The sequence below is a fragment of the Mesorhizobium sp. M1399 genome, from assembly GCF_040317735.1.
Lineage (GTDB): Bacteria > Pseudomonadota > Alphaproteobacteria > Rhizobiales > Rhizobiaceae > Mesorhizobium.
Genome location: NZ_JAMYKZ010000011.1, coordinates 18,713 through 35,555 on the forward strand (window position 1 = coordinate 18,713; position 16,843 = coordinate 35,555).

The window sequence follows — 16,843 nt, forward strand, 5'->3', positions numbered from 1 at the left end:
CACGGCGGTTCAAAAGCCGCAAGGCAGTCATAGCTTTTCTCATGTCATTATAACGACATGACTTCGACCGCAAGTGCCTTGCAGTATGTTTGGGCATGGCCGGCAGCGGAGAATCATCTCGAACTGTATCAGATAATTTCTTGTTTTCACGATGTAATCTTGCATGCTTTGTTGACCGCAGTAAGAAAACGCCGCAACACCGGCAGGAGCTCTCCACGAAGATAGCGCTTGCATCGTTGCTTGGAGTTGTCATAACGTCATGGACGTCGCTGGGTGGCTATGCGGAGGGTCGGATGTCTTTGGCTTGGATTTCGAAACTGGCGCTGGCTGCAGGGTTGTTGGCCTCGCCCACCATTGGTTGGACCCAATCGGTCAACATCTCCTATCTGACGCACTGGTCGCCCGAAACGGTCGCTTTGCTGGACGCCGCGGCCAAGGACTACGCCAAGAGCAATCCGGATGTGACCGTCACCGTGCGCGCCGTCCCCTTCGGCGATCTCCTGACGACACTGCGTTCCCAGGGCGGCAGCTCGGACGGGCCGACGATCGGCGGCATCTATGATTTGTGGCTGCCCGAACTGGCGCGAGACAAGCTGGTCGCGCCGGCCCCCGATGCGGTTGCCGGCGAGGTCAAGAGTGCGTGGCCGGCCGGTGTCGTCAGTGCGGCCTCTGTTGGTGGCACGCTCTACGGCATTCCAAACGAGATCGACGTCTATGCACTGAACTACAACAAGGAGCTGTTCAAGCAGGCAGGCATTACGGCCGCGCCGAAAACCTGGTCCGAATTGAAGGATGCGGCCCAGAAGCTGACCAGGAAAGATGCCGGCCAGCAAGGTTTCGGCATGATCAATTCCTGGGCGGCGGGCGTCGTCCATCCCTTCGCCTCGCTACTGGCCTCCAATGGCGGCGAGCTGGTCAAGGACGGCAAACCGGTGCTCGACAGTCCTCAAGCCGGCGAGACTTTCCAGCTCTACGAGGACCTGATCAAGTCCGGTGCCAGCGATCCGGCGATGGCCACGGCCGACGCCAACACAACCGGTCCCTTCCTCGACAGTTTCGTCTCCGGCAAGACCGGCATGATCATCATGGCCAACTGGTGGGAAAGCGCATTGAAGAGCGGCATGGGCGACAAGTTCTCCAATATCGCCACCGCACCCATCCCGGTGGGTCCGAACGGCGACAAGCCGCACTCGATCTCCTATTCGTGGATGACCGTCGTCAACGCCAATGCCGGTGAGGCCGAGCAGAAAGCGGCATGGGATTTCCTGGCGTGGCTGAACAGTCCGAAGTCCGGCGAGAACGGCGCCTCGGCAATGTCGGATATTCTGATGTCGATGGGCATCCTGCCGACGCGGACCTCCGACATCGAAGCCCATAAGGACAAGCTCGGCTCCGAGTTCCTGTCCGGCTATGTCAGCGTCCTTGCCGACGCCAAGCCCTTCCCTGTCGTGCCGGGCGGCCAGGAGTTCAGCGAATCGCTGCAGCAGACGCTCGAGGCGTTGCAGTATGGTCAGCTCTCGGCCAAGGATGCGCAGGCGAACGCGCAGGCCGATGCCGTCTCGATCCTGGAGCGTGCCGCCAAATAGCGAAGGCGCTGTTTCGAGAGCCCGGCGCTTTGGAAGCAGAGCGATGATCAAGAACTATCGTGCCTCGGCGGGCATCATGCTGGCGCCTGCCGTGACATTGATCGGTGTTTTCATCCTGCTGCCGATGCTGCTCACCATCTGGCTGTCATTCCAGGACTGGTCGACGCAGACGCCTTTTTCCAATGCGAGCTTCATCGGCTTCGACAATTTTCGCGAAATATTCGGGCCGACCTCGGTCGGGCGGGATTTCAAGCGAGCACTGCTCAACACCGCGATCTACACGGCATTGTCGGTGATGCTCATCCTGCCCCTTTCGGTCGCGTTCGGTTTGATGGTCTACCAGCGCGATGTCGCAGGCGGCACGGCGCTGCGGACCGTGTTGTTTTCCACCTACATGGTGCCGATGATCGCCGTGACGCTGGTCTGGTCGAAGCTTTATTCGCCGAGCGAAGGGCCGCTCAACCAGATGCTCGGCCTCGCCGGCATCGGCCCGCAACCCTGGCTGTCCTCGCCAAGATCGGCGTTGATCTCGATCGTCGTCCTGAATGTCTGGCAGCAGATCGGCTATTTTACCGTGCTGGCCGTTGCCGGGCTGACCCAGATCCCGGGCAGTCTTTACGAGGCGGCGACTCTGGACGGCGCCACCCGACGCGAACAGTTCCGCTTTATCACGTTGCCGCTGCTGCGGCGCACGCTTCTGTTCAGCGCCGTCATCGCCATCATAAACGCCGTGCAGGTGTTCGAGCCGGTGGCGCTGATCACCCAAGGCGGGCCGGTCGGCTCGACCAATGTGCTGACCTATCACATCCGCCGTGTCGGCATCGAGCGCGCGCAAGGCGGATTGGGCTCGGCCATGGCAGTGATGCTGATGTTGGCGCTGATCGTCGTTGTGTGCGCGCTGTTTGCATTTGCCAACCGGAAGGATGACGAATGAGCGCGCCGGGCCGATCAGCATCGAGCCGGTTGGCGCGCAAACGCCTGGCGGGCCGCAGAGCACTGCTCGCCACGCTGATGCTGCTGGTTGCCGTGGCCTCCGCCTTTCCGCTGTTGTGGATGGTGCTCTCCAGCCTGAAGACGCCGGCCGAAACCATGCAGGTGCCGCCGGTGTGGATACCGCGCACGCCGAGCCTCGAAGCGTATGAGAAAGTGTCCGGCGTCATCAATGTCGGCCGCTCGATGTGGAATTCGCTCGTGATCGCCACGATCACCACCGCCGGCATTCTGGTCACCAGCATGATGGCTGGCTACGCCTTCGCCAAGCATCACTTTCCCGGCCGCTCACTGCTGTTTTCGGTGCTGATCGCCACAATGTTTCTGCCGCCGATCGTGACTTTGGTCCCGCTGTACCGTCTCGTCGGATCGATCGGTCTGAATGCCAGCCTTGCCGGCATCATCGTGCCCAACCTCGCCAATGCCTTCGGCATCTTCCTGATGCGCCAGTTCATCGCCGGCGTGCCGGACGATTTGATCGACGCGGCACGGATGGATGGGGCGTCGGAACTTGTGATCCTGTTCAAGATCGTCGCGCCGAGCGTGGCGCCCGCGACCGCGGCATTGGCGCTGTTTGCCTTCGTCTATCATTGGAACAGCTATCTGTGGCCGCTTACCGTGCTGCAGGGCAATGCGGAAGATTATCCGATCGTCATTAGCCTCAGCCGCCTGCTCAGCTACAACAGAGGTGCGCTCAACACCGGACTGGTCATGGCGGGCGCCACTCTTGCCGTGCTGCCGCCACTGGTGCTGTTCGTTTTCCTGCAGCGCTTCTTCGTGGATTCGATCGTCGGCTCGGCGATCAAGGGATAGCCTCGGCGGCACTGCCGGCTTACGCCGGTCGGTCGTTGGGACGCGCTCTGCAAGCTCCAGGCAATCAGCGAACTTGGACGCCAAATGCCACAGCTTAGCTGCACCTGTGATACCGGTTGTTGTGCTACATATGTAACCATGCTCATCGCCCCAGGAGCGGGAGATCATGGCACTTACCCATGAGACTATTGAACTGTCGGGATTTGGCGTCCTCACCGGAAAGCCGAAGGAGGTTGGTGACCGACTTGATCGCCTAACTCTCGAGCTGGTCATAGCAGTAACGGTCGAGCATGGGAGTGAACCTGCTGTGCGCGGCCTCGCGGACACGCTCGTCAGCATTGCGCCTCTGGTGCGTACGATCCTGATGAGTCGCCAGCGCGAAGCCATAAGCACGATAATCGACGCCCTGGTCCCTGACGTACTCCCTCCGCAACACGTGCTCATACAAGCGCGGATGGCGGCCGAGGCGAGAAGAGAAGTATTGGAAAGCGGCGGTTGGCTGACCGCTCCTCAAGTCGCGACAATGGCAGGGTTCAGCACGAGCAACCCACGTGCGCAGCCAAACAAGTGGAAAAAACAAGGCAGCATCTTCGCAGTTCGGCATCGGGGTGTAGACTATTTTCCCGGCTACGCTCTGGATATTGCAGCTGGATATCGGCCCACTAAACCGCTCGCTAAGGTTCTGAGTGTGTTTCGCGGGAAAAAGGATGCCTGGGGGCTCGCCTATTGGTTTGCATCGATCAATAGCTTCCTTGGCGGCAAACGTCCGCAAGATGTGCTCGCCTCGGACCCCGAACGCGTTCTTTCAGCTGCCGTGGATGAGTTAGCACGCGCACCACATGGCTAACCGACGCGGCTTGGCGCACGAAGCTATCCATGAGCCGCATCCGATGGTGAGTCGCCAATGGCCCTTAGTATTGGACGCATCCAAGCCGCGCCTGTATGGCGGTTGAGACGAGTCTCTTTTTGTTACTCAGGGACAGTTGGCGCGACGCGATCTGAACGACATCGGCGGCCCGTGATGGCCCGAGATGCCGCAACGCCTGAACGACTGTTCCCGCAGCACTCCCCGGTGCTATCGAGTGTTTGGGCGACGCATGGCGCAGGTCGATAACACGCTTTCCGAGCACCACGCGACGGGATGGACCATCCGTGAGATATGAGGTTCGGGCGGGAACTTGGCTGGTCAGACCAAGCGCATTGGCCGCATGCGTCCCGGCGACCTGCACATGAGAGCCAGTCTCCCTGGCCAGCGCCTGGGCAACATAATCGGGCGACGGGGAAAGCGCCCAAGTTTTGGATGCAGTTTCGGGAAATCGTAAAGTCCGCGGGCGAGACGCCGCAACCTATCTCTTTTGACGAGGCGCGAGAGCGCCTGATCGATCGCTGACCGTCCCGCCAGATCAAGAAAATCGCTGGGCGTGAAAACGCTCCCGCGCCCACTACCGCGGGCGCGCCTCAAGATCCGATCAGGAACTGAGGAAACGACCATCTTCATGCGTCAGAAAATAACGCATCTTTTACTGACATTCATCGAAAAAATAGGCATCGCTGTCTGGTTGCTAGGTTTCTCAACAGAGTGCGAGAGCCCAACCAAGCGCCGCGGACTCAGTTGGCGGGCCGCAGCCACAGAGGACTCGGAGACGGCTTGTCCGTGAGAACCTGTTGTTGAAACGAATTCGGGCGCGAGGGTCATGCCGGCCACCGGTCACGCCCGTCGGATGGCAGCCTGCTACAGACTGAGTACTGCGGAAAGCTGCCGAGACGATGACCGCCACAAAGTGACGGCTCGATGCCGAGCTTCACGCAGCAAATCTTGGCTCCGGAACTCCCGTTACGCCGAGGCCGGTGACGGCAAAAAGGCTGCCGCGTAAAACTCCGTCACCCGGAAAGCGCGGCAGCGGCGGCTTGGCCATCGACGTGACGTACAGGGTATCGAGCTTCGGCCCGCCGAACATGACGCTGGTGATCTTCTTGACGGGCATGTCGATGATGCGGTCGACGCTGCCGTCGGGCGCGTAACGCACCAGCCTGCCGTCATAGACCAGCGCGTTCCAGAGGAAGCCCTCGGCATCGACAGTTGAGCCGTCGGCCGCCCCTCCCCGGCTGGTATCGACGCGGGTGAAAGTGCGCCGGTTGGTGGCGGCACCGGTTTCGATATCATAGTCGTAGGCCCAGATCTCGCCGGTCCAGGTGTCGGCGAAATAGAAGGTGCGGTCGTCTGGACTCCAGCACGGGCCGTTCGAGCAGATGATGCCGGAATCTATCCTGGTCACGGAGAAATCGGGATCGAGCCGGTAGAGCCCGCCGGAGGGCCCCTCTTCCATCGTGTCCATTGAGCCGGCGAAGAAGCGGCCGCGCCGATCGACCTTGCCGTCATTGAGCCGGTTCATCGGCCGGTCCGGCTCCGGATCGTGGATCGGCGTCACCTCGCCGGTGGCGAAATCAAGCAGATGGAAGCCGCGCTGCAGCGACACCACCGCGCCACCGCCGTCCTTGCGCAATGCCATCGAGCCGATCTTCATCGGCACGTCCCAGCAACGGATCTCGCGGCCGTCGGCGGTCGCCCGAAACACACGCCCGTCGAAACTGTCGATCCAGTAGAGGCGCTCCTGTTCAACGTCCCACAGCGGTCCCTCGCCCAGCGTGGTCTTCACGTCCACCACGACTTCGATCTTCATGCCGTCCTCCTCTGTTCGAACCTTGCAGAAACCGGTCAGAACGCGACCTGGTCGCCGCCCTTCAATGACAGGATTTCGCGAGCCTCGTCGGGCGTCGCCACTTCCATGCCGAGGCCTTCGATAATCTTGCGGGCAAGCACCACCTGCTCGGCGTTCGATTTGGCAAGCTTGCCCTTGCCGGCCCACAGACTGTCTTCGAGCCCAACGCGAATATTGCCGCCAAGCGCTGCCGATTGCGCGGCAATGCGCAGCTGGCTGGCGCCGGCACCCAGCACCGACCAGCGATATTGGTCGCCGAACAGCCGGTCGGCGGTGCGCTTCATATGGGCGACGTCTTCCGGGTGCGTACCGATGCCGCCGAGCAGGCCGAACACGGATTGTACGAAGAACGGTGGTTTCACCAGCCCGCGATCGGCGAAATGCGAGAGGTTATAGAGATGGGCGATGTCGTAGCACTCGAACTCGAAGCGCGTGCCGTTGTCGTAACAGGTCTCCAGTATGTACTCGATATCCCTGAACGAGTTGCGGAAGACCAGGTCACGCGTCGCTTCCAGGTGCGGCCTTTCCCAGTCGAACTTGAACGTTTCGTATTTGTCTACGAGGTGATAGAGCCCGAAATTGATCGACCCCATGTTGAGCGAGGCGACTTCCGGCTTGAACTGGGCGGCGGGCCGCACACGCTCCTCCACCTTCATGTAAGGACTGCCGCCGGTGGTGATGTTGATGGCGGCATTGGTGCCTTGCTTGACGCGCGGCAGGAAACGCGCGAACGCCTCCGGCGTCTGGTCGGGCTTGCCGGTCTCAGGGTCGCGGGCATGCAGATGCAGGATTGCCGCACCAGCCTCGGCCGCCGCAATCGCCTCCGAGGCGATCTGGTCTGGCGTGATCGGCAGATAAGGCGACATGGTCGGCGTATGGATTGCCCCCGTCACCGCACAGGTGATGATGACCTTGCCCTTGGCCTGCGGGGCGCCGGGCTTGCGGCTTGTTTCCATCATCGTCCAAACTCCTGATCCGATTTTTTCTTGTGCGCCGCCAGCGCCATCAGCCGACGGTCGCGCCAGACCTGCCGTTCGCCGAGTTCTTCCCGCGGCAGGCGCTTGCGGCGCTCGGCCTCGATCGTCTCCATGACCTCGCCGGCCCAGTCGACCCGACGCAGCATCTGCGGGAAGATGTTGGAATAGATCGTCTGGTAGCGCTCTACATAGTCGCGCACACCACCAGGCGCGTTGAGGTCGATCGTTTCGAACGGACCCATGAACGACCAGCGCAGCGCCAGCCCCTCGCGCAGGCCCGTGTCAACGTCCTCAACGCTGGCGTAGCCGTCGGCGACGAGCCGGAACGCCTCCTCCAACAGCGCGCCCTGCAAGCGGTTCATGATGAAGCCGTCGAGTTCGCGCTTCATCACCAGCGGCGCGTGGCCCGCTTCGACAAGGAAGGCGCGGGTCCTTTCCACCGTTTCGGCGGAGGTCCATGGCGCCGGCACGACTTCCGCTGCCGGGATGAGATAGGGCGGATTGATTGGATGTACGACGAGGCAGCGATGCCGCCCCTCAAGATGATCGGTGAATTTCGACGGCAACAGCGCCGAGGTGGAACTGGCGATCACCGCCTGCGGACCGGCAAGGGCGTCGATCCGGGAGAACACGTCACGCTTCACCTCCAGGTTTTCGGGTGTGTTCTCCTGGACGTGGACGGCATCGGCCAGGGCCTCGCCAAGCTCCGCCACAATGGTGATGCGGCCAAGCACGGCATCGACCGCCTGTCCCCGCAGCAAATCGTTGGCGGCGAGGTCGCCGAGCACGCCGGCGATATAGTCGCGCGCACCGCTGGTCGCGGCCGGCGCCTGGTCCCACATCCGCACATCATACCCCGCGCGAGCGAAGCTGATCGCCCACGCTCGCCCGATGAAACCGCTTCCGACAATTGCTACCTTCGCCATGATCGCCCCTCAGAGTGTCTCGACATTGCCGTCGACGCCAAGCGATTGGCCGGAAATGTTGACGCCCGCATCGGAAAGCAGGAAGGCCACCATCGCCGCGACATCGTATGGGCTGGTCATCCGGCGCAGCGAGATGTTCTGCAGATAGCGTTGTGTCATCTCCTCGTTTGACACGCCGAGCTGCTTTGCCCGGTCGGCAATGACCTTGTCGATTCGCGGCCCTTCGATGATGCCGGGCAAGATGGCATTGACCCTGATCCCATCCGGTCCGAGTTCCTTGGCAAGGCTCTGGGTCAGGCCGACAACGCCGAACTTGGCAGCCGAATAGGGGGTGCGGAACGCGTAGCCATGGCGGCCGGCGGCCGAAGACATCGAGACGATCGAGCCGCCGCCCGCCGCCTTGATCAGCGGCACGGCACGCCGCGCGCACAGGAACTGGCCGGTCAGGCAGATATCTATGCAACGCCGCCAGTCTGCCGGATCGATCTCGTCGACGCCGCCGGTTGGCCCGGCAATGCCGGCATTGTTGATCAGGGCGTCGAGCCCGCCGAGCTTCTCCTTGACGATCTCGAACAGTCGGTCGACATCGCCGTCGCGCGAAACGTCGGCCTTGACTGCGGCGGCGAGCGTAATTCTCTCTCGAGCAGCGGCCAGCGCCTCGTCCGAAATATCGCAGATCGCGACGCGTGCGCCGAGCCGCGATAGCGTCTCTGCAATGGCAAAGCCAATGCCGCCAGCGCCCGCCGTGACCAGCACGCGCTGGCCTTTGAGCCCGGTCAGGAATTCGTCCGCCGATGCCGGTGAGCTTGAGCTCATTGTTCCATCCCTTTCACTGAATCCGCCTTTCGCGCAGCGCCATGACGGCACCGAGCACCACCAGCCCAAACAGGATTGCCCGCGTCGCGTAAGGCAGCGTCGTGCCGGCGAGCAGCATCTGCAACGCGGTCAGGAGCAGCACCCCACCCAGCATGCCGAGATAGTGGCCACGCCCGCCGGTAATCAGCGCACCGCCGACCACGACGACGGCGATGGAGGGCAGTAGATAATCGTCGCCCATGCCGAGGCTGGCCTGGCCGGAAAAGCCGGTCAGCATGATGCCGACGATCGCCGCGCAGACCGCCGACAGGACATAGACGAGGATGAGCGTGCGACCGACCGCGATGCCGGAGAGCTGGGCTGCGCGCAGGCTGTTGCCGATGCCGTAGATGCGGCGGCCGAAAGCGGTGCGGCCGAGCAACAGCACGGCGAAGACGACGAAGGCGATCATGAACAGCACCACCGGCGTGATGATGAATATTTTGCCGGTCATGAACCAGCGCAGCATCGGCGAGGAGAAGCCGGCCGGCGTGCCTTGCGAGTAGAGCAAAGCGAAACCTTGCAGAATGCCGTTGGTGGCCAGCGTCATTACAATTGGCGAAATGCCGAGGAAGACGATGCCGATGCCGTTGGCGAGACCGATCAGGCAAGCGATGAGCAGCACCGCCGGCAGCGCATAGGCAAGTGCAGCATCCGATCCGTTGACCATGCCGGCAAGCAGGATGCCCGAGAGGCCGATCGTCCACGGCAGCGACAGGTCGAGCCCACCGGTGAGGATTACGCTGCCCTGCCCAAGCGCCAGGATGGCAAGGAAGCTCGACAGCACGAACAGCGAGTTCCAGTAGGTGACGTTGACGATGGCGCGTCCAAGCCAGATCTGGGTGACGATCACGACGACGGCCAGGCAGACATAGGCCGGCAGCGCATAGCGCAGCGTCTCGGCGTTACGGACATGGAAGGCCGGCTGCGGCGCCTGCTGGTCGCCAGCGCTGCCCCGCTTGATTCTCAGCCGCCGGTCGGTGCGATCGATCTGCGAGGGCAGCATTCCGGCGCGCCACGCGGCCAGCCGAGCCCGTAGCGCACGCAGTTGGCGGGCAAGCACGGAGCCATGCGACAGCGAGCCGGCAAGCACGGCAAGGATCAGGATCATGCCCTCGGCGATCGTCGAATAATAGGCCGAGACGTTGAGCACGAGCAGGATGTTGACGACCATCATCAGGATGTAGGCGCCGAAGACGGTGCCGACTGGCCCGCCTTGACCGCCGCCCAGCCTTGTACCGCCGACGACGACTGCCGCGAACATCGACAGCAACAACGGGTTGCCGACCAGCGGATCGCCGCTGCCGGTCTGGGCGCTGATGAAAACGCCGGCAAGCCCATAGCAGCCGCCGGCAATGACATAGACCAGGAAGCGTACGAGAACGACGCGCACACCGACCGCGGCGGCGGCATCCGGGTCGCTGCCGACCGCATAAAGCGCCGTCCCGAAGCGTGTTCCTTTGAGCCAGAACCAGCCGAGCAGGACGACGCCGATGACGACCAGCGGCATCGGTATCCAGCTGGCAATGGCATCACCGAGATAGAAGGCGCCAAGATCGGGCGAGACGAAGCCGCCCGGCTTGTCCATGACCAGCAGCGTTACCCCCTGCAGGATGAACATGGTCGACAGTGTGACGACGATTGGCTGCATGCGCAGGACGGCGATGAAGAAGCCGTTGAAGGCGCCGACCAGCATGCCGACACCAATTCCGGCCAAGGTCCACAGCGCGACACTCGTGCCGGTTGCCATCGGATCCATGCCTTTTGCCAGAACGACATTGACCAGCGAGATCACCGCGCCCGCGGACAGGTCGAAACCGCCGGACAGGATGACCAGGGTCTGGCCGATCGCCGCCAGTGCCGAGGTGGCGCCGCCGCTCGACAGGAACGAAATATCGAAATAGGTGAGCCGCCCGGCACTTACCAGATCAACGATTAGCAGGAGCACGGCAAAGACGATCGCCGCGATGATCGCGCCGCTGTGCCGCGCGAGGAGCCGCGACACTGTTGCGGCCGGTGCCGCGGCGGCCAAGCTCGTCACACTCATTCCGCCGCCTCCCGGACCATGTCCCGGTGGCCAAGCGCCGGCCGCATGATCGCGCCTTCCGTGATGTCGTTGTCGGCAAGCTCCGCCACCAGGTGACCGTCGTAGAGGACGAGCACCCGGTCGCATTGATGGACCAGCTCGGGAATTTCGGTTGAATGCAGAAGGATCGAGCCGCCGGCCGCCACATAGTCGCGCATCATCACATAGAGCTCGTGCTTGGTGCCGACGTCGATGCCGCGGGTCGGATCGAAAAGCAGCAGGATCCGGCTTTCGGCGACCAGCCATTTGGCAATCGCTATCTTCTGCTGGTTGCCGCCAGAGAACGCCCCTGCCCTCGTCCACAAGGCACTGCGGTCGACCTCCACGGTTGAGAAGGCGGACTGCACGGTCTTTGCCTCCTCGTCGTTTCTGATCAGGCCAAATCGGGTAAAGCGTTCGACCACAGGCAGCGATGCATTCTGCCGGCCCGAGAGCTTCAGGAACAGGCCTTCGGTCTTGCGGTCCTCCGGCACCAGCCCGATCGCCATGTTGGGCTTGAGCGCATCGGAGGGCGAGCCGAGCCAGACCTTGCGGCCGTCGACCAGGACATGGCCGCGCTCGATCTCGGCCATGCCGAAGCAGGCGAGGAACAAGTCGAGCTGCCCCATGCCCTGAAGCCCGGCAATGCCGAGAATCTCGCCCTTGCGCAGGTCGAAACCGACGCCGTCGAGCTTCCTCCCCGTCTTGAGATCGCGCACACCGAGCACCGGCGGACCGAAGGCGGCCTCACTTTGAGGTTTCGGCGGGAAGGTCTGGGCGATGCTGCGGCCGATGATCTTTTCGATCACCTCACCATCCGAAACATCGGCAACCGGCGCGGTCACGATGTGGTGGCCGTTCCTGAGAATGGTCAGCGTGTCGCAGAAAGCCCGCACCTCGCGCATGCGATGGGTGATGAACACGACCGTGGTACCGGCCGCTTTCAATTGCGCGATGATGGCGCCCAGCCACTCGACATCGCCACCTGACAGTGTCGAAGTCGGCTCGTCGAGCAGAAGGATGCGCGGCTTGCGATAGAGCGCGCGCGCGATTTCGATCTTCTGGCGGATGGCGAGATCGAGCGTCGCTACCTCGGCATCGAGATCGACCGTAAACCCCAGATCGGAGATGTGCTTGCGGACTGCCTTGCGCGCGCTCAACCGCCTGATCAGGCCGATCGAGCCAACGGGCGCGTAAGGCAGCAACATGTTATCGAGAACGCTGAGATCGCGTACCAGGGTCATTTCCTGGAAGGCTGTCTGCACGCCTTTGGCATGCGCGGCGCGCGGCGAACCGAGTGGCGCCGGTTCGCCTGACACGGTGATTTGCCCATCGTCGGGCCGTACCAGCCCCGACAGCAGCTTAACGAGCGTGGACTTGCCCGCACCGTTCTCGCCAAGCAAGGCATGCACGCTGCCGGAAGCGATCTCGAAGGAAACGCCATCGAGGGCAACTGTTGCGCCAAACGCCTTGCGGACGCCCTCTATGCCGACAGCTGTCGAATGCGCTGACATCATGATCTCAGTCCCAGCCCGCATGAAAGCTGCGTGGAGCGCCTCGAAAGCACCCCACGCCCCACTTCGGAAGGCCTACTCCTCGGGCTGGCCTACAAGGGCGGCCGCGAGACCGATCTCAGGTGTCTGATCGGAGAAGATCGAGGCGAACCAGCCTGGGTTCGAGACCAGCGACGGTTTGAACGCATTGCAACCAGCCTTCATCTCCGCCCAGGTGCCCTCGTCGCAAAGCTTTATCGTCTCGTTGGTGACGACCGGCAGCGGCAGGATCGTCTTCTTGGCAACGTGCTTGCCTTCAAGCGCCTCGACGGCAAGCTTGAGAGCGAGCGCCCCGGAATAAGGCGGCGAGGCGTAGGAAATGCGCGGCGCGCCGAGCGGCGCATAGGGAGAGGTTGCGCCCTCGACCTCCGTGCCCTCCGGCAGCATCTGGATGCGCCCGCCATTGGAGCCCTCGCCGGCGCAAGGCAGGAGTTCGCTGACCTTCTTGCCGGCCTCGAGCTGCATGGAATTGGCAGTGAAGCAGCCTACCTGCATCCACAGCCCATTTATGTCATCCCAGCTGCGCGTCGCCAATATCTTGGACAGTTCGGTACGGGCCACCGCCTGGCTCCACATGCCGACAGCTTCGCCGACGATCTTGATGTCGGGATGCTTGGCAAACACCTCCTTCGCGGCCTTGGTGCGCAGGTCATCGACCGAGGTGCCGGGGACGCCGGTCACCGCGATGATGTTGCCCTTACCATTAAGTTTCTTGACCAGCCACTCCGCCGTCACGCGGCCAGCCTCCTCCTGGTCGATATGGACATTGTAGGCGCAGGGCTCGGTGATTTCGGCATCATAGGCAAACACCTTTACCCCCTTGTCGCAGGCGTTCTTCACCACCTGGTTGAGCGCTGTCGGCGAGATAGGGAAAATCACGATGGCTTCGGCGCCTGCCTGCACCATCGCGTTGATCTGCTGGATCTGGCGCTGTGCGTTCGGCCCCGCCACCTGAACCTGGAGGTCGACCTTGTCGGCCATGCTCTTGTGCGACGCCATCGCCTTGAGCATGTTGGCGGCCTCGGCCTGCCAATCATTGCCGATGAAGCTCATGCTGAGAAATATCTTGTGCTTTCCGGCCGCTTCGGCGGCGGACGTACCACAAACGCAAACAGCCATGCCGGCAAGCAGCGCAAGCCGCCGGGCTTTCGATCCGATACCCATTCGAAACTCCTCCCAGTTCAGACGACCGAATGCCTCCCAAGGGTACGAAACGTACTCCTTGTCATTCGATGCGGCTGACCGTATCATGATTTGATCAAAGATCAATGATGAAATTGCTAAGAGGGAAAAGTCGGAAACGCGGGCGCTTGACGCGGCAATCCGAACCTTGCATTCCGGACACAGGCGCCGGGTATGACAAGAGCGTCGCCCGAATGGGGGAAGGTTGACAGAAATGGCTGGGGCGGCATTCAGGAAGCCGGGCGTCGAGATCACGCCGCTGTCCAGGGAAACCCTGCAGGACAGGGTTTACCGGCACGTTACCGAGTTGATCCTCGACGGCAGCATCGTTCCAGGTGAAATGGTGACGGTGCAGAGCCTCGCAGACGCTTTCGGCGTCAGCCCGATGCCGGTTCGCGAGGCTCTGAGGCGTCTGAGCGCGGCCAACGCCTTGATGGTGGTTTCGGGCCGTTCGATCGGTATCCCGGCATTAAGTCGTGCGCGGCTTATCGATCTCAGGAACGTCAGGTTCGAAATCGAGGCGATCGCCGCCGCATGGGCCGCAGAACGCATTGACGATCACGGCGTGATGCTGCTGGGCCAGCATCTGGAGGCACTCGAGCAGGCCAATGCCGCTGGCGACGTCAAATCCTATCTCAGGGCCAATTACGCCTTTCACTTTTCCATCTACCGGGCCGCGGGCTCGGAAAACATGCTCAGCATCATCGAGAACCTGTGGCTGCAGATCAGCCCCTATTTCAACATGCTGCACGATTCCGGAAACTATTCGACCGCCAACCAGCACCATCAGGAGATGTTTGCAGCGCTGCGAAACCGCAACGCGGAGGCGGTCCGGGCTGCGGTTCGCGCTGACATCGACGCGGCTTTCACTGTCCTGATCAAACTGCTGAAATAGTCGCAGGTCGCCAAGCCCGACATGGCAGGACGGTGATGCTCACCACGAACCGAACCGCCGAGCATCAGCGGGCATTTCCGGCGCCTTGCTGCGGTGATTCATCCAGAGGGGACGATCCAGCGCTCACAGGGCCGAGTTGGTCAGGGGTAGCGCTTGCCAGAGCCTACAAGCTCATCCTTGAATGCTGGCGTTGCGGTGTGACCGTCGGCACGGGTGAAGGCATGCCCGAGCGGCTTGTCAACAAGAACGGGAGACGGCAGTGTTCTGACGTTATCAATGAGCCGCGTTTCGCCGAGCCAGGCCGCTGCAAACAGGCGTGCCGGCCGATCCAGGCTTGCTATCGGTTGCAGATCTGCCTCGCCACGGAGTTCCAGGTACTCGACCTCGCGATAGCCCGCGGACAGGATCGCTGCGCGCGCGTCGGCAAGCGTTGGCAGGACGGGAGAGCCGTTCGAGAGCCCCGCCGCCGTATCGAGTAGGACCGATGCTAGCCTTGGGGCGACGGCGCGCTCTGCCGGCGAGAGCCGGACATTGCGCGATGACAAAGCGAGACCATCGGCTTCCCGGACTGTCGGACAGGGGACGACGGTGATCGGAATATCCAGGTCCCGGACCATGCGCCTGATAAGTTGAAGCTGCTGGAAGTCCTTCTCTCCGAAAAAGGCGAAATCAGCGCCGGTCTGCAGGAAGAGTTTTGCAACGACGGTCGCCACCCCATCGAAATGGCCGGGCCGGAACGCACCGCAAAGGCTTTCACTGACGCCGGACACGGACACGGTCGTGGCGAAGCCGTCAGGATACATCTCAGTCGCATCCGGAACATAAAGCAGGTGGGCGCCCAGCCGCGTGAGCTTTGCAGCGTCTTCGTCTTCCGTGCGGGGATAGGCGGCAAGATCCGCCGCACTGTTGAACTGCTTGGGATTGACGAACAGCGTCACGATCACGCGATCGGCCTTTTGAAGCGCAGAACGCACGAGACTCAAATGCCCTTCATGCAAGGCCCCCATCGTAGGCACCACGGCGATATTGGCACCAGAACGGCGCCATCCCGCCACAACGGTACGAAGCCCGGCAATGGTGCGGACGATCGGCACGCTCACGCGGTTTCTCCGGCCTGCGGCGCGTCGGCGAAGAGATGTTCGGCCGCCGGAAAGCGCCCTCCCCGCACATCAGCCGCATAAGCCGCAATGGCAGCTTCGGCCTCTGAGCCCAGTTCGGCATAGCGCTTGACGAATTTCGGACGAAAACCGGTGAACATGCCCAGAATATCGTCGACGACCAGAACCTGGCCGTCGCAGGCGGCGGAGGCGCCGATCCCGATGGTTGGAATCGTAACCTCCTCGGTTATTCTTCGTGCGAGCGGCTCGGCCACCTTTTCCAGCACAACGGAGAATGAGCCGGATTCGGCAACAGCAACAGCGTCCCGCAAAATCCTGTCGCCGTCTCTGCCCCTGCCCTGGACCTTGTAGCCGCCAAGCACATTGATCGCTTGCGGTGTCAGCCCGACATGGCTCATGACGGGGATGCCGCGGGCAATGAGAAAGCGGATCGTGTCAGCCATGCTCTCGCCGCCCTCCAGCTTGACCGCAGCGCATCCGGTCTCCGCCATCAGCCGGGCGGCGTTGCGAAAGGCCTGTTCGCAGCCCTCCTCATAGGAGCCGAACGGCATGTCGACGACCATCAGCGCCCGTTCAAGACCGCGGCGCACGGCCTTGCCGTGCATGATCATCATCTCCAGCGTAACTCCGAGGGTTGACGTCAGGCCATGAAGCACCATGCCGACGCTGTCGCCGACCAGGACCACGTCGCAATGCCTATCGGCGAGGCGCGCAACGGGCGTTGTATACGCTGTTAAGCAGACAATCGGCATCTTGTGCTTTCGGGCCGCAATGTCCGGCGGCGTCAGCGCCTTTGTTTCGACCGCCACACTCATCAGCACATTCCCTTGGGTCAAGTTCCAGCGGTGACGGTTTTGCATAGTTCTGTGCAGGTGCGAAGGCCAAAACCGCACTGCATCAGAAAAGTTTGTGCGTCGCGAAGCAGGCTCTCCGCAAAGCAAAGACAGAGGGCCAGCGTTTCTCTGCTTCGGTGATCCTGCGCGACAACCGTGTTGCTGATCGGCTGAGCAATCGGGCTCCGGCCGTTTTCAACTCGAACAGTTTAACTGCCGCACGGCGGTTCACGCCAGAAGCGACCTTGGTTGCAAGCCTACCAGAAATGCGTTGTGACGGAAGCATGCGCCCGCACTCCAGACACTACGATTTGAATCAAAATCGCTGGT

Annotated in this window: 14 protein-coding genes and 1 pseudogene; 5 read left to right on the forward strand and 10 right to left on the reverse strand. The window is 62.2% G+C overall.

The annotated features are described in order from the left end of the window. Positions 1-293 precede the first annotated feature (293 nt). The 4 genes from NKH05_RS19895 (at position 294) to NKH05_RS19910 (ending at position 4,236) form a co-directional block, all read left to right on the forward strand. Positions 294-1,586: an ABC transporter substrate-binding protein gene (locus tag NKH05_RS19895; protein WP_352494297.1), complete on the forward strand. Its 1,293-nt coding sequence runs from the start codon at positions 294-296 to the stop codon at positions 1,584-1,586. A 43-nt stretch (positions 1,587-1,629) separates the two neighbouring features. Then, entirely contained in the window at positions 1,630-2,520 is an 891-nt protein-coding gene (locus NKH05_RS19900; protein ID WP_352857326.1) for a carbohydrate ABC transporter permease, read from the forward strand. Then, positions 2,517-3,389: a carbohydrate ABC transporter permease gene (locus tag NKH05_RS19905; protein ID WP_352549455.1), complete on the forward strand. Its 873-nt coding sequence runs from the start codon at positions 2,517-2,519 to the stop codon at positions 3,387-3,389. The genes NKH05_RS19900 and NKH05_RS19905 overlap by 4 nt, the downstream gene beginning before the upstream one ends. Positions 3,390-3,555: 166 nt before the next feature. Continuing rightward, positions 3,556-4,236, forward strand: a complete 681-nt coding sequence (locus NKH05_RS19910; protein WP_353025925.1) for a hypothetical protein — start codon at positions 3,556-3,558, stop codon at positions 4,234-4,236. Positions 4,237-4,259: 23 nt separating this feature from the next. Here the strand turns inward: NKH05_RS19910 and NKH05_RS19915 are convergent. The 8 genes and pseudogenes from NKH05_RS19915 to NKH05_RS19950 form a co-directional block, all read right to left on the reverse strand. Next, a pseudogene (locus NKH05_RS19915) lies at positions 4,260-4,887 on the reverse strand (DUF6088 family protein). Between the two features lie 304 nt (positions 4,888-5,191). After that, positions 5,192-6,070, reverse strand: coding sequence for an SMP-30/gluconolactonase/LRE family protein (locus NKH05_RS19920; RefSeq protein WP_352689867.1), 879 nt, complete (start codon positions 6,068-6,070; stop codon positions 5,192-5,194). Between the two features lie 35 nt (positions 6,071-6,105). Beyond that, the gene (gene kce, locus NKH05_RS19925) at positions 6,106-7,068 is read right to left on the reverse strand and encodes a 3,5-dioxohexanoate:acetyl-CoA acetone transferase (RefSeq protein WP_353025926.1); all 963 of its coding nucleotides are present in this window, start codon (positions 7,066-7,068) and stop codon (positions 6,106-6,108) included. Beyond that, entirely contained in the window at positions 7,065-8,012 is a 948-nt protein-coding gene (locus NKH05_RS19930) for a 3-hydroxyacyl-CoA dehydrogenase (protein WP_353025928.1), read from the reverse strand. The genes kce and NKH05_RS19930 overlap by 4 nt, the downstream gene beginning before the upstream one ends. 9 nt (positions 8,013-8,021) lie before the next feature. After that, positions 8,022-8,828: an SDR family oxidoreductase gene (locus NKH05_RS19935; protein WP_353025929.1), complete on the reverse strand. Its 807-nt coding sequence runs from the start codon at positions 8,826-8,828 to the stop codon at positions 8,022-8,024. A gap of 13 nt (positions 8,829-8,841) precedes the next feature. After that, the gene (locus NKH05_RS19940; RefSeq protein WP_353025931.1) at positions 8,842-10,914 is read right to left on the reverse strand and encodes an ABC transporter permease; all 2,073 of its coding nucleotides are present in this window, start codon (positions 10,912-10,914) and stop codon (positions 8,842-8,844) included. Beyond that, the gene (locus NKH05_RS19945; protein WP_502913245.1) at positions 10,911-12,449 is read right to left on the reverse strand and encodes a sugar ABC transporter ATP-binding protein; all 1,539 of its coding nucleotides are present in this window, start codon (positions 12,447-12,449) and stop codon (positions 10,911-10,913) included. The genes NKH05_RS19940 and NKH05_RS19945 overlap by 4 nt, the downstream gene beginning before the upstream one ends. A gap of 72 nt (positions 12,450-12,521) precedes the next feature. Next, positions 12,522-13,649: a sugar ABC transporter substrate-binding protein gene (locus tag NKH05_RS19950; protein ID WP_023722272.1), complete on the reverse strand. Its 1,128-nt coding sequence runs from the start codon at positions 13,647-13,649 to the stop codon at positions 12,522-12,524. Positions 13,650-13,881: 232 nt separating this feature from the next. Here NKH05_RS19950 and NKH05_RS19955 point away from each other — a divergent pair, with 232 nt between their 5' ends. Further along, on the forward strand, positions 13,882-14,562 hold the full coding sequence (locus tag NKH05_RS19955) for a GntR family transcriptional regulator (RefSeq protein WP_352484666.1): 681 nt from the start codon (positions 13,882-13,884) through the stop codon (positions 14,560-14,562). 140 nt (positions 14,563-14,702) lie between these two features. On the opposite strand, the gene panC is transcribed toward NKH05_RS19955, so the two are convergent. Beyond that, complete coding sequence (gene panC, locus NKH05_RS19960; protein ID WP_352549442.1) at positions 14,703-15,662, reverse strand: pantoate--beta-alanine ligase; 960 nt, start codon at positions 15,660-15,662, stop codon at positions 14,703-14,705. Then, the gene (panB, locus tag NKH05_RS19965) at positions 15,659-16,495 is read right to left on the reverse strand and encodes a 3-methyl-2-oxobutanoate hydroxymethyltransferase (protein WP_023722275.1); all 837 of its coding nucleotides are present in this window, start codon (positions 16,493-16,495) and stop codon (positions 15,659-15,661) included. The genes panC and panB overlap by 4 nt, the downstream gene beginning before the upstream one ends. Positions 16,496-16,843: the final 348 nt, after the last annotated feature.